This is a genomic window from Bisgaardia hudsonensis, from assembly GCF_004345785.1.
GTDB lineage: Bacteria > Pseudomonadota > Gammaproteobacteria > Enterobacterales > Pasteurellaceae > Bisgaardia > Bisgaardia hudsonensis.
The window spans coordinates 16,384-40,375 of sequence record NZ_SLXI01000005.1 but is presented as its reverse complement, the minus strand read 5'-3'; the positions used below and the strand labels follow the sequence as shown (position 1 = coordinate 40,375).

The window sequence follows — 23,992 nt, the reverse complement described above, 5'->3', positions numbered from 1 at the left end:
AATTTTATTAATTACTATTGAAAGCTCTTGCTTTTTCAATTTGTTCTTTTAACTGTAATTCTGTTGGTAAATAAGGTAAATATTTAGCACTAAAAATTTGTTTTCTATCTGCTAAAACAGAATATTTTGCAATGGCTTCACTTTTTTCACTACATAATACCAATCCAATAGTTGGGTTATCATCATCGCTTTTAAATTGTTCATCATATAAACGAACATAAGTATCCATTTGTCCGATATCTTGATGTTTCAATTTCCCAATTTTTAAGTCAATTAGTAGAAAACATTTAAGTTTAAAATTATAAAAAACTAAATCAATATAAAAATCTTCATCATCAAAACGAATTCTTTTTTGACGCTCAACGAATGCAAAACCTTTACCTAATTCAAGTAAAAACTGTTGCAAGTTATTGATTATTGCTTGCTCTACATTACTTTCTTGATAGGTTTTATCTTGTAAATTTAAAAAATCTAAAATATAAGGATCTCTTAAATAATCTTGTACAGAATCTTTTAATATTTCAGTTTTTTCTTCAGCTTCTTGATTCACTAGCGATTTATTTTGGCTTGCTAATAAACGTTCGTAATAAAGCACTGAGATTTGGCGATCTAATGCACGAGAAGACCAATTTTGTTCAAGCGCTTCTTTTAAATACCATTCCCTTGCTTGCGGATTTTCAATACGAATTAAACTTCTATAATGCGTCCAACTCAATTCGGTACGCAGTGCGTTCCGAATCGGAAAAGCAAGATAAAATTGACGCATATTCCGTAAATTACGAACATCAAAGCCCTTACCATACATTGCGGTTAAGCGTTCCGATAAATTTTGCAATACATATTTACCATACTCAGCACGCAGTTGTCCTTGCTGTTCATCTTCCACAAGCAAACGCCCAATATCCCAATAGCATTGAACCATTGTAGAATTGATAGTTTGTTTAACTCGCTTTCTTGCTTGCTCAATAATTTGAGCAATGTTTTGAGTTAAGTCTTTATTTTTTGTTGGAAGATTATTCATAAATTTACAAATTCTCTCTAAAATCTAACTGCTTTAACTAAAAATAGTTTGTAATTCGTCACGATCTAAAATCACTTTTTCATCATCAAACACCAAAGCTGGAATCCCAATATAACCTCGTTGTTTTGCTTGATCAAATGCAGAGTGATTATCTCGTAATTTTAGAAAGCGTTTAAAATTCGCCATACTTTCAAAAATATTGACTGGTTCATACTCCAGGTTTAGTTGCTGTAATTGCTCAACAAAAGGTTGAGTGTCAGGGCATAGGTCAGCAAAAAATAATATGGGTTTAGTTTTCATCATGATTTTGGATTTAGTGAATTAAGAAAATTTTGTAACTTGACTTCTGATACTATGAAATCAATCTCTATTTTTATGTTTAACTTTTTTAATGGATGAAAATACTTTTTCAAAATATCTATATGATGCTTGTTTCTTGTATTGTCTTCATCATTATTTGTAGATTTATTTATTGCTTTTTGCATAGTTCTTTCTACAGGATTCTTCTGTAGATTTTTAGCTGGGTTACAAATTACAAGATATTTTATATTTAAATCACTAATGGTATTATCTAATAAAGAAGAGAACACAGAAATGCCCTCATACAGTTTTCCTTTCATTCCTTTATCTATGTTTTTCTTTCTACATTTGTCATCCATATTTAATGATGAAGATTTTTGATCTTTAAACTCTATGAATAAAAATTTATTATCTAAATAATATAATCCATCAGGTGATCTAACTGAGCTACCAATATTTTTAGCAAGTCTGTCAAAATTAAGTATTTTAATATCACTATTAATAAATGATGGTTCATTATCGGCTTTTGAAATTAACTGAATGCTTTCTATGCATCCAGTATGCTTTTCTTCAATTTTTTTATACAAATATTCTGAGTTACACATGGAGTCTATTTTAATAAATTTCGTCAAATGAGTTTGCAAATCGTTGGATAATATCTTCCATAACTGTTTCAGTTTTATCTTCAAATATGGAATTTCCCACCTCATCCCTACTAGCCCAATAAAAACTTTTATTAGAAATATGTTTAGAGTAATGTTCTAACGCAGATATCATATAAGGACTATGGCTAGCTACAATAATTTTTATATCATTTTCAACTAATTTACATAAGATCTCTGCATATTTATTTTGCCATTTTGGATGTAGATTAGTTTCTGGTTCATCCAGAATTAATAATCTATTAGAGTTGATTATTCCAGATGATAATAATGTATTTAATAATCCTAATGATTTTATTCCTGATGCAATGTTCATAGATGGAATTTCTAAGCCATTTCTTTTTAAAATAAAATCATTTTGTTTTTTATCATAATAAAAATTTCCATCAATCAATGTTGCTATTTTTCCAGAAATATCTATCAACTCTTCATTATCTATTAATTTGATAATATCATTATTAGGGCTCTTTAATTTATTTGCCAAATCCTTTAAATGCAAAGGTATAGTTTCTTTAGCCGGCTTTATTATTGGATCTAATAAAGTACCTGCTTTTAAAAACATATTTCTAAATTGTATTACAAAAGGGCTTTCTATATAAGTTATATCATCAAAATCCATATCATCTTTGAAAAAGACATTTTTTAAGTCATTACTATCACAAGAAAACTCTACAATACTCTGATTTCTATCTTCTAATTTAATAAAAGAATCAAAATTTGTGATTTTTTTAAATTCAGAATATAAAGCCATTTTTAGTGCTTTTTGTTTTTGTTTTAATTTATCATTTGAATTATTTTCATTAACTATTAATTTTATGCTTTCTATATTATTTAATATTTCTTCTTTAGATTTCTTAGTTATATCAAGTTCTTCTATAAAAATAGTAAATTTTTTAATTTCATTTCTTATCTCATCACTATTTTTAGAATCTAAATTTAGTAGTCCTAGCATCCTTATAATTATTTTGCCACCTAGATTTTTTTCGTACGGCTGTAAAACTGATGCTATAGAAACTATTTTGGGCATAATTTTAGTGGGTAGTATATCTTCTTTAAAATCTTCTTCATATTTTTGGCTTGCTTTTATTATTGCAAATAAAAGCTTACCAATAGTACTTTTACCTGTATCATTTTCTCCGGCAATAACAGTTAATCCATTAATTTCAATTGTTGCCTGTTTTATAATAGAGAAATTAGAAATATTCAATTTCATTTTTAGTATCCTTTTAGTATTATGTGTAGCTGATTATCTAACAGTTAAGCAAGAATTCCAATATAACTATATTGTTTATGAAGTTTAAAAGCGAAATAGTTATTTCGTAATGTTAAAAAATGTTTAAAGTTTGCCATACTTTCAAAAATATTGACCGCTTCATATTCCACTTTCAGTTGCTCTAATTAAGCTACAAAAGGTGGGGTGTCAGGACATAAGTCAGCAAAAAATAATATGGGTTTAGTGTTCATTTTTACGCTCTAAATTATTCTTTACACCCAGGAAACCCTAATGCTTCACGGCTTGCATAAAACGCCTCTGCTACACCTTTAGTTAATGCACGAATACGTAAAATATAACGTTGGCGTTCGGTAACCGAAATCGCTTTGCGAGCATCAAGTAAGTTAAAACTATGTCCTGCTTTTAAAATACGTTCGTAAGCAGGTAAAGGTAATGGTTTTTCTAATGCTAATAATTCTTGTGCTTCTTTTTCGTATTGCTCAAAGCAGTAGAATAAAAAGTCAGTATTTGCATATTCAAAGTTGTAAGTAGATTGTTCCACTTCGTTTTGGTGGAAAACGTCGCCATAAGTCGTTTTACCTAGTGGACCATCAGACCATACAAGATCATAAACGGAATCAACACCTTGAATATACATTGCTAAGCGTTCTAAGCCGTAAGTGATTTCACCTGTAACAGGTTTACATTCTAAGCCACCAACTTGTTGGAAATAAGTAAATTGGGTCACTTCCATACCATTTAACCATACTTCCCAACCTAAACCCCACGCACCAAGTGTTGGATTTTCCCAGTTGTCTTCTACAAAACGAATATCATTTTGTGTTGGGTCGAAACCTAACATTTTTAAGCTGTCCAAATAAAGTTCTTGAATATTATCAGGGGAAGGTTTGATTACCACTTGGAATTGGTAATAATGCTGTAAGCGGTTTGGATTTTCACCATAGCGTCCATCTGTTGGGCGGCGAGAAGGTTGTACATAAGCAAATGCCATTGGCTCTGGACCTAATGCACGTAAGCAAGTCATCGGGTGTGATGTACCCGCACCCACTTCCATATCAAAAGGTTGAACAACGGTACAGCCTTGTTGAGCCCAATAATCTTGAAGGGCTAAAATCATACCTTGAAAGGTTTTTACATTAAATTTTGAACTCATAATGACTCTTTTATTAAATTTGGTTAAAGAAAATTCTTTTCATTATACTGTAAAAATAGCAACTTAGCACAGATTTGTGGAGAAAAAGTGCGGTAGTAATTATTGAGATTTTTTATTTAAGGATTCTAATTGGAAAAAATATAGAATACCTAAAAGAAATAAAGCCCATATTTTATAAAAAATAATGGGCTTATTAATTAGGAAATAATATTATTCTAGTCGTTCTGCTAATTTAAATAAATCTGCTCTAAACTCACGTTTCATATTATTAATTGCATCAATAATATCGTGGTGAACGAGTTTCTCATTCTTGATACCCACACAACGACCTGATTCACCTTGAAGTAGTAGATCAACGGCATAAGATCCCATACGAGATCCTAAAATACGGTCGAAGGCACAAGGTGAGCCGCCTCGTTGAATATGTCCTAATACTGTTGCACGAGTTTCATGATGAACACGAGCTTCAATTTCTTTCGCTAGTTTATTTACATCACAGATTAATTCGGTGATAGCGATAATTGCATGGCGTTTTCCATTTTGAATACTACGTTCAATTTCTGCAATTAAGTCCTCTGGTTTAAATTCTAGTTCTGAGGCAACAATATATTCACAACCTCCAGCAATTCCAGCTGAAATGGTTAAATCACTACAATGTCTTCCCATAATTTCAACGATGGAAATACGTTGATGGGAGCTTGAGGTATCACGTAAACGATCAATAGCAGTTACTGCTGTTTCTAATGCGGTTTGATAGCCAATGGTGTAGTCTGTTCCTGCTACATCATTATCAATCGTTCCTGGAATACCAATACAAGGGAAACCGTGTTCTTCTGTTAATAGTTTTGCCCCCATATAAGAACCATCACCACCAATAACGATAAGAGCATCAATATTGTGATTACGTAAATTTTCAGCACATTGTGCTCTAATTGCGGGATCTTTAAATTCAGGGAAGCGAGCAGAACCTAAGAATGTGCCACCACGGTTAATGGTGTCTGATACGCTATAACGGGTTAATGGTTTAATATTGTTGTGATATAAACCATGATAACCATCATAAATACCAAAAACCTCTAATCCTTCTGAGACAGCTGTTCTTACTACCCCTCGGATAGCTGCGTTCATACCTGGTGCATCACCACCACTTGTTAATACTGCAATTCTTTTCATTGTATAATACCTATTTAATAAAATTGTAATGTCAAAATAAAATCGGTCGCTAGATTACCTGATTCAGATTAATCACTCTAGAAAAATTTTGGGAAATTATAGCATATTTTGATCTAATTTATGTTTTCTACCTTTAATATACCGACCTGTTTTGGAATATATTTGTTTTTTTATATTAAAAAATAATGAGTTTATCTAATTTAAGCGGTCTTATTTACAGTTCCATTGCCATAATTTTTTATCAATATATTTTATTTCTTTATCTAGAATATATTTTTTTATGTGGGAAACAATCTTGGATTTTTTCATATTCATTATTTTTTTATTTCTGGCTACTTTCAATGAATATTGATATTGAATAAACCCACAATTAGGAATATTTTTTCCTTTTGCAATATTTATTTGCCAATCATTATATTGTGAGCTTGGTTTGTAGATAACTGAAGAAAATAATGTATTATTTTTTTCCTTTAATTCAAAATAGGCAACATTTGTTTTTTGGTAAATGTTTTTGCGTAAATTAATACGTTCCTGTAATGATAGTTTTTGGATATTACGATCAAATAGGACTTCAATTTCAGTTTGCCAATTTTGTAAAGTATCGTTCTCACTTAGAAAAACATAACGTGCAATTGAGCCTAAGTCTTGCTGACCAGATAATTTATATTGTTTGTTATGATATTGTAATTGTTGTGGCACTTCGATTATTTTTGATTGTGAGGCACAACCAAAAAGAAAAAGTGCGGTTAAAATTATGAGTATTTTTTTCATATTATTTTTATTCAGCTATATTTCGTTTAAATACCAGTTCATTTGATGTTGATGAAGTGTCATCAAACCAATAACCAGCGAGATCAAACTCTTTTAATTGCTCAATTTTAGTTAATCGATTTTGGATTATATAACGACACATTAGCCCTCTTGCTTTTTTGGCGTAAAAGCTGATTACTTTATATTTGCCATTTTTGCAGTCGAGGAAAATTGGTTTGACAATATTAGCATTAAGTTGTTTTTCTTTGATTGATTTATAATATTCATCAGAGGCTAAGTTAATTAGAATATTATCGCCTTGATTATCTAATTCTTCTTGTAGTTTTTGCGTAATAATATTGTCCCAAAATGTATATAAATCTTTACCTTTTGGATTTTTTAATTTCGTTCCCATTTCTAATCGATAAGGTTGCATCAGATCTAATGGACTTAATAATCCATATAATCCAGACAACATTTTTAAATGCTTTTGTGCAAATTGAATATCATCTTCAGTTAAGGTTTCTACTGCCAGTCCAGTATAAACATCGCCTTTAAAGGCATAGATTGCTGCACGAGCGTTTTCTAATGTATGTTCTTTTTTCCATTCGCTAAAGCGAGCAGCATTTAAACCTGCTAATTTATCACTAATTGACATTAATGAGGCAATTTCAGCTGGTGATAGTTGTCGGCAAATTTCAATTAGTTTTTCACTATAATCCGTTAGCTCTGGTTGTGAGAAATTAAAAGTAGGTATTTCACTTTTAAAATCAAGTGTTTTTGCAGGAGATATAATTGCTAACATAATGTTCCTTTATTTTTTATAATGTCATTGTTAGTTGCCAATTAATTTCTGATAAATTATGTTGGCGTAAATATTGATTGGTTTTTGAAAAATGTCGGCACCCTAAAAAACCACGATGTGCGGATAGGGGAGAGGGATGTGGTGCTGTTAATACACAATGCTTTGTGCGATCAATAAATTGTCCTTTTTTTTGTGCATGAGAGCCCCATAATAAAAATACAATATTTTCTCTCTGTTCATTTAGGCGGGCGATGACATAGTCCGTGAACGTTTCCCACCCAAAATTAGCATGGGAATGTGCTTTTCCTTGTTCTACTGTTAATACCGTATTTAAAAGTAATACACCTTGTTTTGCCCAGTCAATGAGATAACCGTGCTTTGGTATTTGAAATCCTTCAATATCTGAAGCGAGTTCTTTATAAATATTAACTAATGAGGGAGGCGGTATGATTCCTGGTTTAACCGAAAAAGCGAGTCCGTGAGCTTGATTCGGTCCGTGATAGGGATCTTGCCCTAAAATAACCACTTTAACAGCGGAAAATTCGGTTAATTTAAAAGCATTAAAAATTTCATTATGGGCGGGATAAATAATTTTGCCTAAATTTTTTTCAGTTTGTATTTGTCGTAGAATATCTTGAAAATAAACTTCTTTTTTTTGATTTCCAATAACGTCTTTCCACGTTTTCATTATTATCTCCAGCCATTATGTTATTGTGCTAATTATAAAGAAATAGTTAATAAATTAATAGTAGGGATTCTATGCAGTTAATTAATGGTTGGCATATATAGTTGTTAATTATATGTTAAATCATATTTTTATTTTTGTGGGTTATTTTGATTTGTATCAATTTCAATTAAAAAGTATGATAAAATTAATGTGATCTATATCAAAATAATTGAAATGCGAAATTTTTTTGGTAGAATCTTCGCCAATCAAGGTTGATTAACAACCATTTAAAAAATAATTAGGAGCATAACTATGATTAAAGGTATTCAAATTACTCAAGCAGCAAATGACAATTTATTAAATTCGTTTTGGTTATTAGACAGTGAAAAAGGCGAAGCTCGTTGTTTAGCCGCTAAAGCTGAATTTAAAGAAGACCAAGTAGTTGCAGTAAATGAATTAGGTAAAATCGAATATCGTGAATTACCAGTAGATGTTGCACCAACTGTAAAAGTTGAAGGTGGTCAGCATTTAAATGTGAATGTATTACGTCGTGAAACATTAGAAGATGCAGTAAATAATCCAGAAAAATATCCACAATTAACTATTCGTGTGTCTGGTTATGCTGTTCGTTTTAATTCATTAACACCAGAACAACAACGTGATGTAATTACACGTACTTTCACTGAAAGTTTATAATTCAGTTTACGTTAAAGTAAATTAAGCTAAATACCCTAAAGGATTTATTCCTTTAGGGTTTTTTTATTAAGCGGTCATAAAAATACTTACTTTTTTGTTAATTCTTCCCTTTATGTAGCATAAATTAGAATATTCATATAGAATTGTTCGGTTAAGACTTACATAAATATTTATAACTTAGAATAATTTAAAAAAAATGAAGAACATAAGAAACTTTTCTATTATTGCACATATTGATCATGGTAAATCGACTTTATCAGATCGTTTAATTCAAACTTGTGGCGGTTTATCGGATCGTGAGATGGCAGCTCAAGTTTTAGATTCAATGGACTTGGAACGTGAGCGTGGAATTACCATAAAAGCACAGAGTGTAACTTTGAATTATACCGCTGAAGATGGTGAAACTTATCAATTAAATTTTATTGATACACCAGGACATGTAGACTTCTCTTATGAGGTGTCTCGTTCTTTAGCTGCTTGTGAAGGTGCGTTGTTAGTGGTGGATGCAGGACAAGGTGTTGAAGCTCAGACTTTAGCAAATTGTTACACTGCCATAGAAATGAATTTGGAAGTCGTTCCCATATTAAATAAAATTGATTTGCCTGCTGCTGATCCTGAAAGAGTTGCTGAGGAAATTGAGGATATCGTTGGTATTGATGCTATTGATGCAGTACGTTGCTCAGCAAAAACAGGGGAAGGGATTAAAGCTGTTTTGGAAGAAATCGTTCATAAAATACCTGCTCCTGAAGGTGATCCTAATGCTCCATTACAAGCTTTAATTATTGACTCTTGGTTTGATAATTATCTTGGTGTGGTTTCATTGGTGCGTGTTAAAAATGGTGTTTTAAAGAAAGGTGATAAGATTAAGGTAATGTCGACAGGACAATTTTATAATGTTGATCGCCTTGGCATTTTCACCCCAAAACAAGTTGATACTACAGAGTTAAATACTGGAGAAGTAGGTTGGGTTGTCTGTGCTATTAAAGATATTCTTGGCGCTCCTGTTGGTGATACTTTAACGCATTATCATAATTCAGCAATATCTGTATTACCAGGATTTAAGAAAGTAAAACCTCAAGTTTATGCGGGATTATTCCCAATTAGTTCTGATGACTATGAATCTTTCCGTGATGCGTTAGGTAAATTAAGTCTAAATGATGCCTCTTTATTTTATGAACCAGAAACATCAACTGCATTAGGTTTTGGTTTTCGTTGTGGCTTCTTGGGCTTATTACATATGGAGATTATCCAAGAGCGTTTAGAGAGAGAATACAATTTAGATCTTATTACGACAGCACCAACGGTAGTTTATGAAGTTGAAAAAACAGATGGGGAAGTGGTTTACGTGGATAGTCCAGCAAAATTGCCAGCCCTAAATAGTATTTCAGAGATTCGAGAACCAATTGCTGAATGTAATATGTTAGTACCACAATCTTATTTGGGGAATGTTATTACACTTTGTGTGGAAAAACGTGGCGTACAAACTAATATGGTTTATCATGGTAATCAAGTTGCATTGACCTACGAGATTCCAATGGGCGAAGTTGTACTTGATTTCTTTGATCGTTTAAAATCAACTTCGAAAGGTTATGCTTCATTAGATTATGGGTTTAAACGCTTCCAAGCAGCGGATATGGTAAGAGTGGATATTATGATTAATGGTGAGCGCGTTGATGCCTTAGCTTTAATTGTACATAAAGATAATGCACCTTATCGTGGTCGTGAATTAGTCGAAAAAATGAAAGAACTTATTCCTCGTCAACAATTTGATATTGCAATACAGGCTGCGATTGGTAACCATATTATTGCTCGCTCTACGGTAAAACAATTACGAAAAAATGTATTGGCAAAATGTTATGGTGGGGATGTAAGCCGTAAGAAAAAATTACTACAAAAACAAAAAGAGGGTAAAAAGCGAATGAAGTCTTTAGGAAATGTAGATGTTCCGCAAGAAGCATTCTTAGCTATTTTACATGTAGGAAAAGATTAGTCGGAAAAATATATGTCTAAATCAAATTTATCATTTATTATTTTATTGGCAGTAGGTTATGCGTTTTGGAAATGGCTAGATTATCTCGCTTTGCCAAATACTTTTACCATTTTGTTGATTTTATTAACCGTACTTTGTGGTGTCCTTTGGTGTTATCATCGATTTGTTGTTCTACCAAAGCGTACCAGACAGGTTATTCGTCAAGAGCAACGGACAGGTAAAACGCTAACGAATGAAGAAAAATTACAAATTGAACCAATTTCAGAAACATCAGAAATGCTTTCATCTTTATTCCCTGTATTAGCATTTGTATTAATTTTGCGTTCTTTTTTATTTGAACCTTTTCAAATTCCGTCTGGTTCAATGGAACCTACTTTAAGGGTTGGTGATTTTCTATTAGTTGAAAAGTATGCTTATGGGATAAAAGATCCTGTATTTCAAAATACAATTATTGAAACAGGAAAACCACAACGAGGTGATGTAGTCGTATTTAAAGCACCAAAAGAGCCGAATATTGATTATATTAAACGTGTAGTAGGTATTCCTGGAGATCGGGTTTTTTATAATGAAGCCACACGTCAATTAACATTGGTTTATAATAAAGAGGGGAAACCTTGTAATTATAGTTGTGATGTTAAACATTTTTCTTATTCAGATCCTAAAGAAGATGATAATTTCGGTATCATTATTGGTCAAGAGCGTGATGGTTCACCTATTTATAGTGATGAAAAGCCATTGGTATTAACTGAAACGGGCGATGTAGAGCATTTAATTCATTGGGATCCACAGATACCAAATGCGACCTATATGTACCAAGCTTATGCAAATCAAGAAAATTATGTAACAGAGTGGGTTGTTCCTGAAGGGAATTATTTTATGATGGGCGATAATCGTAATCATAGTTCTGATAGTCGTTTTTGGGGATTTGTTCCCGAAAAGAACATTGTTGGTAGAGCGGCTTATATTTGGTTAAGTCTAGATAAAAAACAAGGACAATGGCCAACTGGTATCCGTACAGAACGTTTGTTTACGACAATTAAGTAATTATGCGAAATTTAGAACGATTACAACGAAAAATTAATTATCAATTTGATAATATTGATTTGCTTGAACAAGCTTTGACACATCGTAGTGCGGCTAAAAATCATAATGAACGACTTGAGTTTTTGGGCGATGCAATTTTAAATCTGACTATTGCTCAATCTCTTTATCAGCTTTTTCCTCTATGTAACGAAGGGGAGTTAAGTCGTATGAGAGCTACTTTAGTTCGAGAGGCGACTTTAGCCATTCTAGCAAGGGATTTTGAACTAGGTGATAATATGGCGTTAGGGCCGGGAGAATTAAAGAGTGGTGGTTTTCGCCGAGAATCTATTTTAGCTGATGGTGTTGAAGCAATTATTGGTGCTATTTCTTTAGATAATGATTTGAATACGGCTACAAAAATCGTGAATAGTTGGTACCAAACTTTATTAGAGAATATTAAGCCGGGTGAAAATCAAAAAGACGCAAAAACTCGTTTGCAAGAGTATTTACAAGGGAATCGATTAGCGTTACCAACTTATACGGTAATTGATATCAAAGGTGAGGCACATCGTCAAACTTTTACGGTGGAATGTATTGTTGATAGTTTTGATGAATCATTTATTGGTATTGCGGCTAGTCGTCGTAAAGCAGAACAAATGGCAGCAGAAAAAATTTTAGAAAAATTGGAAATTAAATGACAGAAATAACAGAATTAAATACATCAGAATTAACTACCTTAACTAATCAGACAGAAGCAGATACTTATTGCGGTTTTATTGCTATAGTCGGTCGTCCTAATGTTGGGAAATCGACATTATTAAATAAGATTTTAGGGCAGAAAATATCTATTACCTCTCGTAAAGCACAGACAACTCGTCATCGTATTATGGGCATTCATACTGAAGGTCAATATCAGGCAATTTATGTGGATACACCGGGATTACACATAGAAGAAAAACGAGCGATTAATCGTTTAATGAATCGAGCAGCAAGTAGTGCCATTGGTGATGTTGATCTTATTATTTTTGTTGTAGATGGAACACATTGGAATGCTGATGATGAAATGGTTCTAAATAAGTTACGTCAGACGAAATCACCTGTTGTACTCGCTATTAATAAAATAGATAATGTAAAAGATAAAGATGAGTTGTTGCCTTTTATTACAGAATTAACTCAAAAATTTGAATTTAAAGACATTGTGCCGATCTCTGCACAGAGAGGCAAGAATTTACAAAACTTATTAAAAATCGTCCGCACTTCTCTAAAAAAAGGCGTGCATCATTTCCCTGAGGATTATGTAACAGATCGTTCTCAACGTTTTATGGCATCAGAGATCATTCGTGAGAAATTAATGCGTTTTACAGGGGAAGAATTACCTTATTCTGTAACGGTAGAAATTGAGCAATTTAAGGTAAATGAACGAGGAACTTATGAAATTAATGGCTTGATTCTTGTGGAGCGAGATGGTCAGAAAAAAATGGTTATCGGCAGTAAAGGTCAAAAAATTAAAGTTATAGGTACGGAAGCTCGGCTTGATATGGAACGATTGTTTGACAATAAAGTGCATTTAGAACTTTGGGTCAAAGTAAAATCTGGTTGGGCAGATGATGAGCGTGCGTTACGTAGTTTAGGCTATATGGACGAATAAGTTATAATTATACTATTTACTAATAGAGAGAAATAATTAATGAGAAAATATAATATTATTTCATTGATATTACTAACATCAGTACTGTTAGTTGGTTGTGCTACGATAGATCCAAATACAGGAACAAGAAAAGACCCACTTGAAGGTTTTAACCGCACAATGTGGAATGTTAATTACAATTATGTTGATCCTTATATTCTAAAACCCGTAGCAAAAAGTTGGAAGGAATATGTGCCACAACCAATTAAAACTGGTTTAACTAATGTCGCTAATAATCTTGATGAACCTGCAAGTTTTGTTAATCGCTTATTACAAGGTGAGCCTAAAAAGGCAATTGTACATTTTAACCGTTTTTGGATAAATAGTATTTTTGGACTCGGCGGTTTAATTGACTGGGCAAGCTACAGTCAGCCATTGAAAATTGAACATAATCGTCGTTTTGGTGATACTTTAGGTACTTATGGTGTAGAAACTGGAACTTATGTAATGTTGCCATTATACGGTGCCGCAACGCCACGACAAGATCTTGGTAATCTAGTGGATACCACTTATCCAATGTTATCTTTATTGGGACCTTGGTCGTTGTTAAAATCTGCCGTTCAAGGTATTGATCAACGATCTGAACTGTTAGGAAAAGAAGCTTTATTAGAGCAAGCTCAAGATCCTTATATTACTTTTCGAGAAGCTTATTTTCAAAGTTTAAAATATCGAGTAAACGATGGGAATATAAAGAAAGGGAAAGAAACGCTTTCAAAAGATGAACTTAATGAAATTGATTAGTAGGAAATTATTATGGAAATGACTTCAACACAACGTTTAATACTAGCGAATCAGTATAAACTAATGGGGCTATTAGAGCCTGATAACGCTAAAAAATATCAACGTTTAGAAATGATCGTAAAAGGTGGTTTTGCATTAGAACTTAAAGAATTAGATAAAGAATTTTCTAATCTTTCTGAAGAAGAATGTCGTACTGTTCAAGATACCTTAGAAATGTATCATGCATTGCAAGTGTCTTATGCCAATCTCGCAGATAAATCAATGGTAACACCACATAGATTACAATTTGTTGGCTATTGTGCTTTCCGTGAAAAACGTTACTTAAATTATTTGCGTTTTATTACAAAAATTGAAGGTAAATATCAAGAGTTTATGAGCTGTGAACATGGTTGTGATTCGCAAACTCCGATGTGGGATAAATATTTAAATATGTTAGCCGTATGGCGTAGTTGCCCACATGAGTATCATTTAAGTATTGCTGAAATTCAGAAAATTCTTAGTGCGTAATAGATAGATTGTACGAATAACATTTTATCTTAAAACTTGATATAAATAGGGGGATAAAGGAGACTTATTCCCCTATTTTTCACATTTTTGTAGTGTTAATTAACAAATTGATCAAAGGTTAGCTCATAGTGATCGCCATCTTTATCATAAGAGATATAGCGAGGAAATTGTTCATTTAGGTGTTTTTTTACAATAAATGATTTTTCTCCTGTTTTAAATCTATATGTGACCTCAACAATTTGTTGCTTGTTGTATTTTATTTCTTTTTGGGATTTATTGACGACAACATTTTTCATTGGGTAAAGCTTTTTACCATTAGTGATTTGAAAGCTAGCAGGCAGTTTTTCATAATAGCTTAATTGTAAGGCAATGGTAAATAAATCAAAGGTTGGGACAGATAAATGTTCTGATTTTAGACCGCTCTTTATTTTTCCATATTCAATCGTATTGTTATTAATATTAGCAACGGAATAGGTGTTATCATTTCTGATATCTTTGTAGGATATCATTTTAAAGTGTTGAGAATCTTGAACTCCCTTAGCTTGAAATTTAATTTTATAAAATGGGATATTAATATTGGCATTAATGCCATATTGTGTTTCAGACACCTTAAAATGTACATAAGCTGGCATTAAATAGTTTGAGCTGTATTTTATATTGGCATCAAGATTTGCCCAAGTTATAGAGCTTATGCTTGATAGTATAATAAATAGTGATTTAGATAATTTCATATTACTAACCTTAGGTATGGAATATTAAGTATTTTCAGTATACATCATAAATAAAAAAAGCGAGATCCTTATATTTAAGGTTTCTCGCTAATTATAAAAATTATTTAGTTATTAAAGAATATCAAGTAATTCTACTTCAAAAACTAAAGTGCTAAACGGGGGAATTGATGAACCTGCTCCTCTTTCACCATAAGCAAGATTATGAGGGATAGTTAATTTCCATTTAGAACCGACAGGCATCATTGTTAATGCTTCAATCCAGCCAGCAATCACACCATTTACAGGGAATTCAGTTGGTTGTCCACGAGCCACAGAACTATCGAAAACAGTACCATCAATTAGTGAGCCAGTGTAATGAACACGAACTTTATCTGTTTGACTAGGTACTTTTCCGTTACCTTCTACTAAGATTTCATATTGTAAGCCACTTTCAGTGGTTTTTACATTTTCTTTTTGGGCATTTTCAGCTAAAAATACTTTGCCATTTTCTTCAATTTCTTTGAATTTTGTTTCTAAAAGTGCGTTAGCATCTTGCTGTAATTGTTGTAATGCTTGACTGATTTCATTTAATTCTAAAGCTGGTGCATTTTTACTTAATACATCAAAAATACCTTTTGCAACCGCTTCTGCTTTAACATTTAATTGGCTTTCAAGTAATTGTTGACCAATTTGTAAGCCGATACCGTAGCTCCCTTTTGCTGAAGTATCATCTAAAGCGATTTGTTCAAAAAATTGTTTTGTCATTGTTTTTCCTTATTTTAGAGTAAAAGAGTGTAAAATTGATTTTATATTAGTGTTGTACATTTTTCTAAAAATTGTACGAGTTCTAAATCAAAACGAGAGAATTTAGGTGAGTCGACATCAAGTTCCGCAATCATATTCCCTTTTTTGATGATTGGAATAACAACTTCAGAATTAGAGGCACTATCACAGGCTATATGGTTTTGAATGCTGTGAACATCATCAACTACAATAGTTGTCATTTTTTCCCAAGCGGTACCACATACACCTTGTCCTTTCGCTATATTGCTACAAGCGGGTTTTCCTTGAAAAGGACCGACTTTTAATAGATTATCTTTGACAAGATAAAAGCCGAGCCAATTAATATCAGATAGATTAAAATAGAGGAAAGAAGACATATTTGCCATTTTTACAATAATGTCTTCCTCATCTTCTATTAAAATTTGTAGCTGTTTAAATAATAAATTGTAGTCTGTCATTTGTTTTAAATAATTTATTTTTTATATGCTAGAATTTCACCAACACGAACAGGTGTATCAACCTCTAGGCTATCGGCAAATTTTATTGTATCTTTAGGGAAAAGATTTATCACTGTTGAACCTAATTGAAATGCCCCCATTTCTTGTCCTTTCATTAATTGAACAGCTTCGTCATTTTCGTAACTCCAAGTTTTCACTTCTTTTGAGCGTGGTGGATTAATAATACCAGCCCAAACGGTACTCATACTAGCTGTAATTGTTGCACCAACAAGGATTTGTACCATAGGGCCAAATTCGGTATCAAACACACAAATAACTCGCTCATTGCGTGCGAATAAGTTAGGAATGTGTTCTGCTAAAAAAGGATTAACAGAAAAAAGATCACCAGGAACGTAAATCATTTTGCGTAATTTACCAGTACAAGCCATATGCACTCTATGATAATCACGAGGCGATAAATAAACTGTCGCAAACTCCCCATCTTTAAAGGCAGTTACTAATTCTTCGTCATTCGCCAACAAGGTTTCTAAGCTGAAATGATGTCCTTTTGCTTGGAGTAATAAATTATCATCAATATGTCCCATTTGGCTAATACGACCATCGGCAGGTAAACAAATGGTATTGGCTTCTGGATTAATTGGGCGTGCATTTTCTGCTAAAGTGCGGATGAAAAATTGGTTGAAACTTTCATAGTCTTTAAATTCTTTTTTTTCTGCTTCTTGCATATCAATTTGATATTTTTTAGCAAATAATTTAATGACGAAATGGGTAACAGCACCCCATTTTTGCTTGGCAAACCAGCCTGCAAATTGGGTTAAGTACTGTTGTGGCATAATGTATTGGAATGCAATTTTAATTCGATTCCAATAAGTAACGGTTTGTTGTGTATTTTCTGTCATAATTATTATCCTTCATAGTTGAGAAAGGATTATAACAACTTATTTGACTTGTGCAATTATTTAGGTTTTATTAAACTTGACCTCCTATATAAAAAAACAAGGGTAAGAGAAATGAAAGAAGAAAATTTATTAGCTATTGATAAAGAATATATTTGGCATCCTTACTCTTGTATTGGTTCAAAAGCACCGATGTTTGCTGTCGAGAGAGCAGAAGGTGTAAATATAATTTTAAAAAATGGTAAAAGCCTTATTGATGGTATGTCTTCTTGGTGGGCAGCATTGCATGGTTACAATCATTCCAAGATCAATCAAGCCGCCAAACAGCAATTAGAAAAAATGAGCCATATTATGTTTGGTGGGTTTACACATGATCCTGCTGGTGAATTAGCCAAGCGTTTAATTCAGATTTTGCCTGATTCTTTAGATAAAATTTTTTTTGCCGATAGTGGTTCTGTTGCGGTAGAAGTGGCAATGAAAATGGCAATACAATATCAACAAGCTAAAGGTAAATCAGAACGCTATAAATTTGCTACTATTCGTTCAGGCTATCATGGTGATACTTGGAATGCGATGTCAGTTTGTGATCCTATTACAGGTATGCACGGACTTTTTTCTAAAAGTTTACCTATCCAATATTTTTTACCCCAACCCCAAACCGCTTTTTTTGATGAATGGAATGAGCAAGATATTCAGCCTTTGAAGGATTTACTTATACAAAAAAGTGATGAAATTGCGGCGTTAATTTTAGAGCCTATTGTTCAAGGTGCAGGAGGAATGTATTTCTATTCACCGACCTATTTAGAACGAGCTAGAGCATTGTGCGATGAATATGGTGTATTGTTAATTTTTGATGAAATAGCCACGGGTTTTGGACGAACTGGCAAATTATTTGCTACTGAATATACGAATATTGTGCCAGATATTATTTGCTTAGGTAAAGCATTAACGGGAGGATACCTAACCTTATCTGCAACGATTACGAATAAACAGGTAGCAGATACTATTTGTGGCGGAGAGGCGAAGTGTTTTATGCACGGACCAACATTTATGGGAAATCCATTAGCTTGTGCTATTGCTTGTGCTTCAATTGATTTGTTGTTTGAGAGTGATTGGCAGAATAATGTAAAAAGAATAGAAAGCCAATTACAAGTAGAACTTGATCCAGCCAAGCGTTTTAAGTCAGTGAAACAGGTTAGAGTACTAGGGGCAATAGGCGTAATTGAAATGCTCAATCCTGTAGATCTTAATTGTTTACAGCCTAAATTTGTGGAAAAGGGGATTTGGGTACGACCTTTTGGAAAACTGATCTACATTATGCCGCCATTTATTATTAGCTCACAAGATCTGACTAGATTAACAACGGCATTATTAGAAACAATCAAGGAAGAATACAATGAATAAATTTGATGATTTTTCTGATTATCTTCATCAACTTAAGCAGCAAGAACAATTTCGCCAAATTCCTAATTTAATTCATCAAGGAAAATGGATCTTAAGAGAACAACATACAATGTTGAATATGTCCTCTAATGATTATCTTGGTTTGGCGAATGATGAAATACTCAAGCAACAATTTTTAGAAAAATATGCGAAAAAATTACCGCACTTTAGCTCTTCATCATCTCGATTATTGACAGGGGCATTTCCTATTTATGAACAATTAGAAACTGAAATGGCAAATGCGTTCAATCGAGAAAGTTGTCTGATTTTTAATAGTGGTTATCACGCAAATATTGGCATTCTTCCAGCTATTGCTAATAAAAAAACATTAATTGTTGCCGATAAATTGGTTCACGCAAGTTTAATTGATGGTATTCGTTTAAGTGAGGGGGATTTTGTCCGTTACCGTCATAACGATCTTGAACATTTAGAATACATATTAACGATTAATCAAAATAAATATGATCGTATGATTATTGTAACGGAAAGTATTTTTAGTATGGACGGTGATGTTGCGGATCTCAAACAATTAGTGGCATTTAAACAGCGTTTTGGCAATGTATTACTTTATGTAGATGAAGCACACGCCATTGGTGTATATGGAGAAAAAGGTTTAGGTATAGCAGAACAACAACATTGTATTCAGCAGATTGATTTTCTTGTGGGGACGTTTGGGAAAGCGCTTGCGTCAATGGGAGCTTATGTTATTTGTGATAAAGTTATTAAAGATTATTTAGTTAATAAAGTACGTTCCTTTATTTTTTCCACTGCACTTCCCCCATTTTCAGTTGCTTGGACATTATTTTTATTTGAACAATTAGCCAGCTTTAAGGCAAGACGACAACATTTATACGTATTAAGTGAGTATTTACGACAACAAATCCGTTTGTTAGAGAAACCAATGACTAGTCAAAGTTGTATTGTTCCCTATATTATAGGAGAGAATAAACAAACACAAAAAATGGCAATCGCATTACAACAGCAAGGATATTATTGTTTGCCCATTCGCCCCCCAACAGTGCCTAAAGGTACTTCTCGTATTCGTTTGTCTTTAACGGCGGATATGAAATTAAAAGAGATTGAAAATTTTATGATACATTTGAAAATGTTTGATAAGCAAATTAGAAAGGACAGCTAATGAAGACTCGGTTAATTAACGGGGAAAAAACGCAAGATAATAATGGGTTAATTATTTATTTTGCGGGTTGGGGGACACCAACTACCTTGATTTCTCATTTAGCTTTACCGAAAAATTATGATTTATTGATTTGTTATGATTATCAAGATTTAAAATTAGATTTTGATTTTTCGGTTTATAAGCAAATTCGTGTCGTCGCTTGGTCAATGGGCGTGTGGGTAGCTAATCAAGTATTAGCGGATATAAGTACAGTATCTGCTACGGCAATTAATGGTACAGGATCACCTTGTGATGATGATTTTGGTATTCCTCATACTATTTTCTTAGGCACATTAACAAATTTAAATGAAATCAATTTGGTTAAATTTCAACGTAGAATTTGTGGGAATAAAGACAATTTTAATTACTACCAAGATTGCGAAAAACAAGACTTATCAGTTAGGAATATTGAAAATTTAAAGTCAGAATTGACCGCACTTTATCAAGAAATTCTTAAAACTGAACATTCAAAACTATTGAATTGGTCGAGAGTCATTATTGGAAAACAAGATAAAATATTCCCTATAATCAATCAGCGAAATTATTGGGAAAATAAATGTAATGAGATTATTTTTATGGATATTGCTCATTATCCTTTTAATTTATTTTCTCATTGGTCAGAATTATGGGATTAATCGATAAAAAGCAAGTTGAAAGAAAGTTTACTAAGGCTTTATCAAAGTATGATAATAATGCTATTGCACAACAACAAATTAATTTACGGTTAATTGAATTGTTGAAAAACAATGGGAAATTAGATTTTTCAACAGTGTTAGAAATCGGTTGTGGTACGGGTTTATTTACACAATTACTCAGAGAACATATATCTAGCAAAAATTGGATATTTAATGATATATGCGATGTGCGTGCAAATTTAGAAAAATTATTTTTAGGGGATATTTTTGAGTTTCATTTATCCGATGCGGAACATTGGGATTTTGCCAAAAGATCCTATGATTTAATCAGTTCAGCCTCAGTTATTCAATGGTTCAATGATCCTTGTTTTTTCATTCAACGAATTACTCGTCATCTAAATTCTCAAGGTATTTTATTATTGAGTACCTTTTCTCAAGAAAACCTAAAAGAAATACGCAGGTTAACTGGTATTGGCTTAGATTATCCTAGTTTAGATGATTGGCAACAATGGTTAGACGCAGACTATGAAATTGTATATTTAGCACAACAAGAAATTTGTTTATCTTTTCTATCTCCTTCAGATGTGCTTAAACATCTTAAAAATACAGGGGTAACTGGGATAAAACAGCATTATTGGTCAAAGTATAATTTAAAGACCTTTATTACCGATTATGAAAAAATGTATAAATTAGAGAGTGGCAAAGTAGGTTTAACTTATAGCCCTATTTTGATTTTAGCAATTAAAAAGGAAAAGTAATGGCACAAGTATTGTTTATTTCGGGAATTGATACCGATGTAGGAAAAACAATCGCAACAGGATTATATGCTAAAAAATTAATGGCACAAGGTTATTCTGTGATCACCCAAAAAATGATCCAAACAGGCAACAAAGATCTTTCTGAAGATATTTTACAACATCGAAAAATTCAAGGGATTCAATTAACAGAAGAAGATAAATCAGGACTGACTTGTCCTTATTTGTTTTCCTACCCTTGTTCACCACATTTAGCAAGTCGTTTAGAAAATATAGAAATTTCAACCGCACTTATTCAACAAGCAACTAAAAAGCTAATGGCGAAGTATGATTATGTGTTAATTGAAGGGGCTGGCGGGCTATGTGTTCCCTATAATGAAACTAAAACAACATTAGATTATCTTAGAGAATATCAACACCCTTTGATATTAGTAACTTCAGGTAAATTGGGTAGTATTAATCATACTCTATTAAGTTTACAGGCTTGCCAAATCAATGGAATTAAGGTTCATTCTGTTATGTATAATCTTTATCCCAAAGCTGATGAGATTATTAGTCGAGAAACACAATTATTTTTAAGAAATTATTTAAAACAACATTTTCCAGATACTCAATTTGATGTGTTTGATTTTGTTGAAATGTAGAGAAAGTGCGGTAGTATTTTATATAATTAAGGCAAATCAAGGATTTGCCTTAATATTTTATAAACCATAATTGTATTTTTAATTATGTTATCGTCATTTATTTTGCTTGAAAACAAGCAACCAAATGATTATTTAGTCCTTTAAGTATCGGCTTATCCGCAATACAATGTTGATCCGCAAGTGGACAACGAGTTCTAAATACACAACCAGATGGTGGATTAATTGGCGAAGGAAGATCGCCCTCTAATAATTGGATCTGTTTGTTACGTTCTAACTTTGGATCAGGGATTGGCACCGCCGACATCAATGCTTTCGTATAAGGATGTTTGGTATGATGATAAACTTGTTCATAGCTTCCAAGTTCTACCGCATTACCTAAATACATAACTAACACACGATCGGAAATGTGTTTTACTACTGCAAGATCGTGTGCAATAAAAATAAGCGATAACTTCATTTCCTTTTGTAAGGATTTTAATAAATTTACTACTTGTGCTTGAATAGATACATCTAATGCTGAAACTGGCTCATCACAAATAATTAATTTGGGTTCAACAATTAGTGCTCGTGCTATACCAATACGTTGACATTGTCCACCCGAAAATTCGTGAGGATAACGATTGATCAAGTTTGGTAGTAACCCTACTTTCATCATCATTGCTCGAACCTTTTCTTTAACTTCTTCTTTGCTTAAGTGAGGTTGATAGATTTTAAGTGGTTCAGCAATAATATTTCCAATAGTCATTCTTGGATTAAGTGAGGCTAGTGGATCTTGGAAAATCATCTGAATATCATTACGGACTGCTTTCCATTCTTTTGCATTTTGTTCCGTAAGCTCTTTACCTAACCATAAAATATTGCCCTTTGAACTTTCTACTAGCCCAATAATCGCTCGTGCGAGTGTTGATTTCCCACAACCTGATTCGCCTACAATACCTAAAGTTTCACCTTCATATAAATTAAAAGAGACATTATTAACCGCTTTTAATGTTTGGTGCTTCGGAAAGAGTAAAGATTTTGTATCTTTAATTTTAAAGTGAACACTTAATTCCTTTACTTCTAAGATAACTTTTTTCTCAGTTGTCATTATGCATTCCCTCTTATTAGTTCCTCTGCTGATATAAAACAGGCACGCAGACGTTGATCGGGTAATCTATCTAAATTTGGTGTTTTTAAGCAATTTTGAGTCGCTTTTAGGCAACGAGGTTGGAAAGGACAACCACTTGGTAAATGGAGTAGATTAGGCGGATTACCCGGAATAGTCAGAAGTTCTTCGCCTTGTTCATCTAAACGAGGCACGGCTTTAATTAGTCCCATTGAATAAGGATGACTTGGGGTATAGAAAATTTGCTCTGCTGTACCATATTCCATTGTACGACCCGCATACATCACAAGGACATTATCACAGATACCTGCAACTACGCCTAAATCGTGAGTAATCATAATAATAGCAGTATTAAATTCAGTCTTTAGCTCGTTTAATAAGGTCATAATTTGAGCTTGTACTGTTACATCTAATGCTGTTGTTGGCTCATCTGCAATCAGTAATTTAGGGCGACATAATAATGCCATTGCAATCATTACACGTTGACGCATTCCCCCAGAAAATTCGTGTGGATACATATTCATACGTTTGCGTGCTTCTGGCATTTTTACTGCATCAAGCATTCGTACCGCTTCTTCAAAGGCGGTATTACGATCCATTCCTTTATGTAGCATTAGCACTTCCATTAATTGTTCACTAATTTTCATATAAGGATTAAGAGAGGTCATTGGATCTTGAAATATCATCGCAATTTGTTCTGCACGTAGCCGATTTAATTGTGATTCAGGTAGATTCAGAATTTCTTCCCCATTAAATTTTGCACTTCCTGAAATTCGACCGTTATCTGCAAGTAATCCCATTAAAGCGAAGGCAGTTTGTGATTTTCCAGAACCTGATTCACCTACAATACCTAACGTTTCTCCCGCATTTAATGAAAAAGTTAAATTATTGACCGCCGTTACATCGCCATCAGGTGTTTTGAAGGTAACACGCAAGTCTTGTACATCGAGTAGTAAGTTATTTGTTATCATCTTTCT

At 32.8% G+C, this 23,992-nt stretch carries 27 protein-coding genes and 1 pseudogene; 12 read left to right on the top strand and 16 right to left on the bottom strand.

The annotated features are described in order from the left end of the window. Positions 1-7 precede the first annotated feature (7 nt). From EV697_RS07365 to ung, 10 genes and pseudogenes are all read right to left on the bottom strand, one after another. Positions 8-1,021, bottom strand: coding sequence for a PDDEXK nuclease domain-containing protein (locus EV697_RS07365; protein ID WP_132024202.1), 1,014 nt, complete (start codon positions 1,019-1,021; stop codon positions 8-10). 33 nt (positions 1,022-1,054) lie between these two features. Beyond that, a complete protein-coding gene (locus tag EV697_RS07360; protein ID WP_132024200.1) occupies positions 1,055-1,321 on the bottom strand; it encodes a hypothetical protein in 267 nt (88 codons plus the stop codon). Then, positions 1,321-1,926 (bottom strand): hypothetical protein, encoded by a 606-nt coding sequence (locus EV697_RS07355; protein ID WP_132024198.1) that lies wholly within the window; start codon positions 1,924-1,926, stop codon positions 1,321-1,323. The genes EV697_RS07360 and EV697_RS07355 overlap by 1 nt, the downstream gene beginning before the upstream one ends. 10 nt (positions 1,927-1,936) lie before the next feature. Continuing rightward, positions 1,937-3,196 carry an AAA family ATPase gene (locus tag EV697_RS07350; RefSeq protein ID WP_132024196.1) on the bottom strand — a complete coding sequence of 420 codons (1,260 nt, stop codon included), beginning with the start codon at positions 3,194-3,196 and terminating at the stop codon, positions 1,937-1,939. A 44-nt stretch (positions 3,197-3,240) separates the two neighbouring features. Continuing rightward, positions 3,241-3,447: pseudogene (locus tag EV697_RS09970) on the bottom strand (hypothetical protein). Positions 3,448-3,461: 14 nt separating this feature from the next. Further along, positions 3,462-4,370, bottom strand: a complete 909-nt coding sequence (glyQ, locus tag EV697_RS07340; protein WP_132024194.1) for a glycine--tRNA ligase subunit alpha — start codon at positions 4,368-4,370, stop codon at positions 3,462-3,464. A 210-nt stretch (positions 4,371-4,580) separates the two neighbouring features. Then, positions 4,581-5,543, bottom strand: a complete 963-nt coding sequence (pfkA, locus tag EV697_RS07335; protein ID WP_132024192.1) for a 6-phosphofructokinase — start codon at positions 5,541-5,543, stop codon at positions 4,581-4,583. A gap of 210 nt (positions 5,544-5,753) precedes the next feature. Then, positions 5,754-6,314: an META domain-containing protein gene (locus tag EV697_RS07330; RefSeq protein ID WP_132024190.1), complete on the bottom strand. Its 561-nt coding sequence runs from the start codon at positions 6,312-6,314 to the stop codon at positions 5,754-5,756. A 7-nt stretch (positions 6,315-6,321) separates the two neighbouring features. Next, positions 6,322-7,098 carry a peroxide stress protein YaaA gene (gene yaaA / locus EV697_RS07325; protein ID WP_132024188.1) on the bottom strand — a complete coding sequence of 259 codons (777 nt, stop codon included), beginning with the start codon at positions 7,096-7,098 and terminating at the stop codon, positions 6,322-6,324. A gap of 16 nt (positions 7,099-7,114) precedes the next feature. Beyond that, positions 7,115-7,786 carry a uracil-DNA glycosylase gene (gene ung / locus EV697_RS07320; protein ID WP_132024186.1) on the bottom strand — a complete coding sequence of 224 codons (672 nt, stop codon included), beginning with the start codon at positions 7,784-7,786 and terminating at the stop codon, positions 7,115-7,117. Positions 7,787-8,077: 291 nt separating this feature from the next. Between ung and grcA the strand changes: the two genes are divergently transcribed. The 7 genes from grcA to EV697_RS07285 all read left to right on the top strand — a co-directional run bounded on the left by grcA (position 8,078) and on the right by EV697_RS07285 (position 14,409). Next, positions 8,078-8,461 (top strand): autonomous glycyl radical cofactor GrcA, encoded by a 384-nt coding sequence (gene grcA / locus EV697_RS07315; RefSeq protein ID WP_132024184.1) that lies wholly within the window; start codon positions 8,078-8,080, stop codon positions 8,459-8,461. 196 nt (positions 8,462-8,657) lie between these two features. Continuing rightward, on the top strand, positions 8,658-10,451 hold the full coding sequence (gene lepA, locus EV697_RS07310; RefSeq protein ID WP_132024182.1) for a translation elongation factor 4: 1,794 nt from the start codon (positions 8,658-8,660) through the stop codon (positions 10,449-10,451). A 12-nt stretch (positions 10,452-10,463) separates the two neighbouring features. After that, positions 10,464-11,495 (top strand): signal peptidase I, encoded by a 1,032-nt coding sequence (gene lepB / locus EV697_RS07305; protein ID WP_132024180.1) that lies wholly within the window; start codon positions 10,464-10,466, stop codon positions 11,493-11,495. Positions 11,496-11,497: 2 nt separating this feature from the next. Then, on the top strand, positions 11,498-12,172 hold the full coding sequence (gene rnc / locus EV697_RS07300) for a ribonuclease III (RefSeq protein WP_132024178.1): 675 nt from the start codon (positions 11,498-11,500) through the stop codon (positions 12,170-12,172). Continuing rightward, the gene (era, locus tag EV697_RS07295) at positions 12,169-13,122 is read left to right on the top strand and encodes a GTPase Era (protein WP_132024176.1); all 954 of its coding nucleotides are present in this window, start codon (positions 12,169-12,171) and stop codon (positions 13,120-13,122) included. The genes rnc and era overlap by 4 nt, the downstream gene beginning before the upstream one ends. A 39-nt stretch (positions 13,123-13,161) precedes the next feature. Next, entirely contained in the window at positions 13,162-13,902 is a 741-nt protein-coding gene (locus EV697_RS07290) for an MlaA family lipoprotein (RefSeq protein ID WP_132024174.1), read from the top strand. A gap of 12 nt (positions 13,903-13,914) precedes the next feature. Continuing rightward, a complete protein-coding gene (locus EV697_RS07285) occupies positions 13,915-14,409 on the top strand; it encodes a YfbU family protein (protein WP_132024172.1) in 495 nt (164 codons plus the stop codon). Between the two features lie 95 nt (positions 14,410-14,504). On the opposite strand, the gene EV697_RS07280 is transcribed toward EV697_RS07285, so the two are convergent. From EV697_RS07280 to asd, 4 genes are all read right to left on the bottom strand, one after another. Next, positions 14,505-15,140 (bottom strand): hypothetical protein, encoded by a 636-nt coding sequence (locus EV697_RS07280; protein WP_132024170.1) that lies wholly within the window; start codon positions 15,138-15,140, stop codon positions 14,505-14,507. 111 nt (positions 15,141-15,251) lie between these two features. Continuing rightward, on the bottom strand, positions 15,252-15,884 hold the full coding sequence (gene bamJ, locus EV697_RS07275; protein ID WP_132024168.1) for a BamJ family beta-barrel-assembly machinery protein: 633 nt from the start codon (positions 15,882-15,884) through the stop codon (positions 15,252-15,254). 41 nt (positions 15,885-15,925) lie between these two features. Further along, positions 15,926-16,360, bottom strand: a complete 435-nt coding sequence (locus EV697_RS07270) for a GAF domain-containing protein (RefSeq protein WP_132024166.1) — start codon at positions 16,358-16,360, stop codon at positions 15,926-15,928. A gap of 14 nt (positions 16,361-16,374) precedes the next feature. Further along, positions 16,375-17,259 (bottom strand): archaetidylserine decarboxylase, encoded by an 885-nt coding sequence (asd, locus tag EV697_RS07265; protein ID WP_132024164.1) that lies wholly within the window; start codon positions 17,257-17,259, stop codon positions 16,375-16,377. Between the two features lie 111 nt (positions 17,260-17,370). Between asd and bioA the strand changes: the two genes are divergently transcribed. The 5 genes from bioA to bioD are packed head-to-tail and all read left to right on the top strand — an operon-like array spanning position 17,371 to position 21,910. Continuing rightward, positions 17,371-18,660 (top strand): adenosylmethionine--8-amino-7-oxononanoate transaminase, encoded by a 1,290-nt coding sequence (gene bioA / locus EV697_RS07260; RefSeq protein WP_132024162.1) that lies wholly within the window; start codon positions 17,371-17,373, stop codon positions 18,658-18,660. Continuing rightward, positions 18,653-19,837 (top strand): 8-amino-7-oxononanoate synthase, encoded by a 1,185-nt coding sequence (locus EV697_RS07255; RefSeq protein WP_132024160.1) that lies wholly within the window; start codon positions 18,653-18,655, stop codon positions 19,835-19,837. Before bioA ends, EV697_RS07255 begins: the two co-directional genes overlap by 8 nt. Further along, positions 19,837-20,511: a DUF452 family protein gene (locus EV697_RS07250; protein WP_132024158.1), complete on the top strand. Its 675-nt coding sequence runs from the start codon at positions 19,837-19,839 to the stop codon at positions 20,509-20,511. Before EV697_RS07255 ends, EV697_RS07250 begins: the two co-directional genes overlap by 1 nt. Continuing rightward, positions 20,502-21,269: a malonyl-ACP O-methyltransferase BioC gene (gene bioC, locus EV697_RS07245; protein WP_132024156.1), complete on the top strand. Its 768-nt coding sequence runs from the start codon at positions 20,502-20,504 to the stop codon at positions 21,267-21,269. Before EV697_RS07250 ends, bioC begins: the two co-directional genes overlap by 10 nt. Further along, on the top strand, positions 21,269-21,910 hold the full coding sequence (bioD, locus tag EV697_RS07240; protein ID WP_132024154.1) for a dethiobiotin synthase: 642 nt from the start codon (positions 21,269-21,271) through the stop codon (positions 21,908-21,910). The genes bioC and bioD overlap by 1 nt, the downstream gene beginning before the upstream one ends. A gap of 97 nt (positions 21,911-22,007) precedes the next feature. Here the strand turns inward: bioD and oppF are convergent, their stop codons facing one another. Together oppF and oppD are read right to left on the bottom strand one after the other, a co-directional pair. Next, positions 22,008-22,997, bottom strand: a complete 990-nt coding sequence (oppF, locus tag EV697_RS07235; RefSeq protein ID WP_132024152.1) for a murein tripeptide/oligopeptide ABC transporter ATP binding protein OppF — start codon at positions 22,995-22,997, stop codon at positions 22,008-22,010. Beyond that, positions 22,997-23,986, bottom strand: coding sequence for an ABC transporter ATP-binding protein (gene oppD / locus EV697_RS07230; protein WP_132024150.1), 990 nt, complete (start codon positions 23,984-23,986; stop codon positions 22,997-22,999). The genes oppF and oppD overlap by 1 nt, the downstream gene beginning before the upstream one ends. Positions 23,987-23,992 lie beyond the last annotated feature (6 nt).

Excerpts from the sequence above, each read along its gene's own strand:
- EV697_RS07365 (WP_132024202.1), bottom strand. The coding sequence starts at position 1,021 with ATGAATAATCTTCCAACAAAAAATAAAGACTTAACTCAAAACATTGCT.
- EV697_RS07360 (WP_132024200.1), bottom strand. The coding sequence starts at position 1,321 with ATGAAAACTAAACCCATATTATTTTTTGCTGACCTATGCCCTGACACT.
- EV697_RS07355 (WP_132024198.1), bottom strand. The coding sequence starts at position 1,926 with ATGTGTAACTCAGAATATTTGTATAAAAAAATTGAAGAAAAGCATACT.
- EV697_RS07350 (WP_132024196.1), bottom strand. The coding sequence starts at position 3,196 with ATGAAATTGAATATTTCTAATTTCTCTATTATAAAACAGGCAACAATT.
- glyQ (WP_132024194.1), bottom strand. The coding sequence starts at position 4,370 with ATGAGTTCAAAATTTAATGTAAAAACCTTTCAAGGTATGATTTTAGCC.
- pfkA (WP_132024192.1), bottom strand. The coding sequence starts at position 5,543 with ATGAAAAGAATTGCAGTATTAACAAGTGGTGGTGATGCACCAGGTATG.
- EV697_RS07330 (WP_132024190.1), bottom strand. The coding sequence starts at position 6,314 with ATGAAAAAAATACTCATAATTTTAACCGCACTTTTTCTTTTTGGTTGT.
- yaaA (WP_132024188.1), bottom strand. The coding sequence starts at position 7,098 with ATGTTAGCAATTATATCTCCTGCAAAAACACTTGATTTTAAAAGTGAA.
- ung (WP_132024186.1), bottom strand. The coding sequence starts at position 7,786 with ATGAAAACGTGGAAAGACGTTATTGGAAATCAAAAAAAAGAAGTTTAT.
- grcA (WP_132024184.1), top strand. The coding sequence starts at position 8,078 with ATGATTAAAGGTATTCAAATTACTCAAGCAGCAAATGACAATTTATTA.
- lepA (WP_132024182.1), top strand. The coding sequence starts at position 8,658 with ATGAAGAACATAAGAAACTTTTCTATTATTGCACATATTGATCATGGT.
- lepB (WP_132024180.1), top strand. The coding sequence starts at position 10,464 with ATGTCTAAATCAAATTTATCATTTATTATTTTATTGGCAGTAGGTTAT.
- rnc (WP_132024178.1), top strand. The coding sequence starts at position 11,498 with ATGCGAAATTTAGAACGATTACAACGAAAAATTAATTATCAATTTGAT.
- era (WP_132024176.1), top strand. The coding sequence starts at position 12,169 with ATGACAGAAATAACAGAATTAAATACATCAGAATTAACTACCTTAACT.
- EV697_RS07290 (WP_132024174.1), top strand. The coding sequence starts at position 13,162 with ATGAGAAAATATAATATTATTTCATTGATATTACTAACATCAGTACTG.
- EV697_RS07285 (WP_132024172.1), top strand. The coding sequence starts at position 13,915 with ATGGAAATGACTTCAACACAACGTTTAATACTAGCGAATCAGTATAAA.
- EV697_RS07280 (WP_132024170.1), bottom strand. The coding sequence starts at position 15,140 with ATGAAATTATCTAAATCACTATTTATTATACTATCAAGCATAAGCTCT.
- bamJ (WP_132024168.1), bottom strand. The coding sequence starts at position 15,884 with ATGACAAAACAATTTTTTGAACAAATCGCTTTAGATGATACTTCAGCA.
- EV697_RS07270 (WP_132024166.1), bottom strand. The coding sequence starts at position 16,360 with ATGACAGACTACAATTTATTATTTAAACAGCTACAAATTTTAATAGAA.
- asd (WP_132024164.1), bottom strand. The coding sequence starts at position 17,259 with ATGACAGAAAATACACAACAAACCGTTACTTATTGGAATCGAATTAAA.
- bioA (WP_132024162.1), top strand. The coding sequence starts at position 17,371 with ATGAAAGAAGAAAATTTATTAGCTATTGATAAAGAATATATTTGGCAT.
- EV697_RS07255 (WP_132024160.1), top strand. The coding sequence starts at position 18,653 with ATGAATAAATTTGATGATTTTTCTGATTATCTTCATCAACTTAAGCAG.
- EV697_RS07250 (WP_132024158.1), top strand. The coding sequence starts at position 19,837 with ATGAAGACTCGGTTAATTAACGGGGAAAAAACGCAAGATAATAATGGG.
- bioC (WP_132024156.1), top strand. The coding sequence starts at position 20,502 with ATGGGATTAATCGATAAAAAGCAAGTTGAAAGAAAGTTTACTAAGGCT.
- bioD (WP_132024154.1), top strand. The coding sequence starts at position 21,269 with ATGGCACAAGTATTGTTTATTTCGGGAATTGATACCGATGTAGGAAAA.
- oppF (WP_132024152.1), bottom strand. The coding sequence starts at position 22,997 with ATGACAACTGAGAAAAAAGTTATCTTAGAAGTAAAGGAATTAAGTGTT.
- oppD (WP_132024150.1), bottom strand. The coding sequence starts at position 23,986 with ATGATAACAAATAACTTACTACTCGATGTACAAGACTTGCGTGTTACC.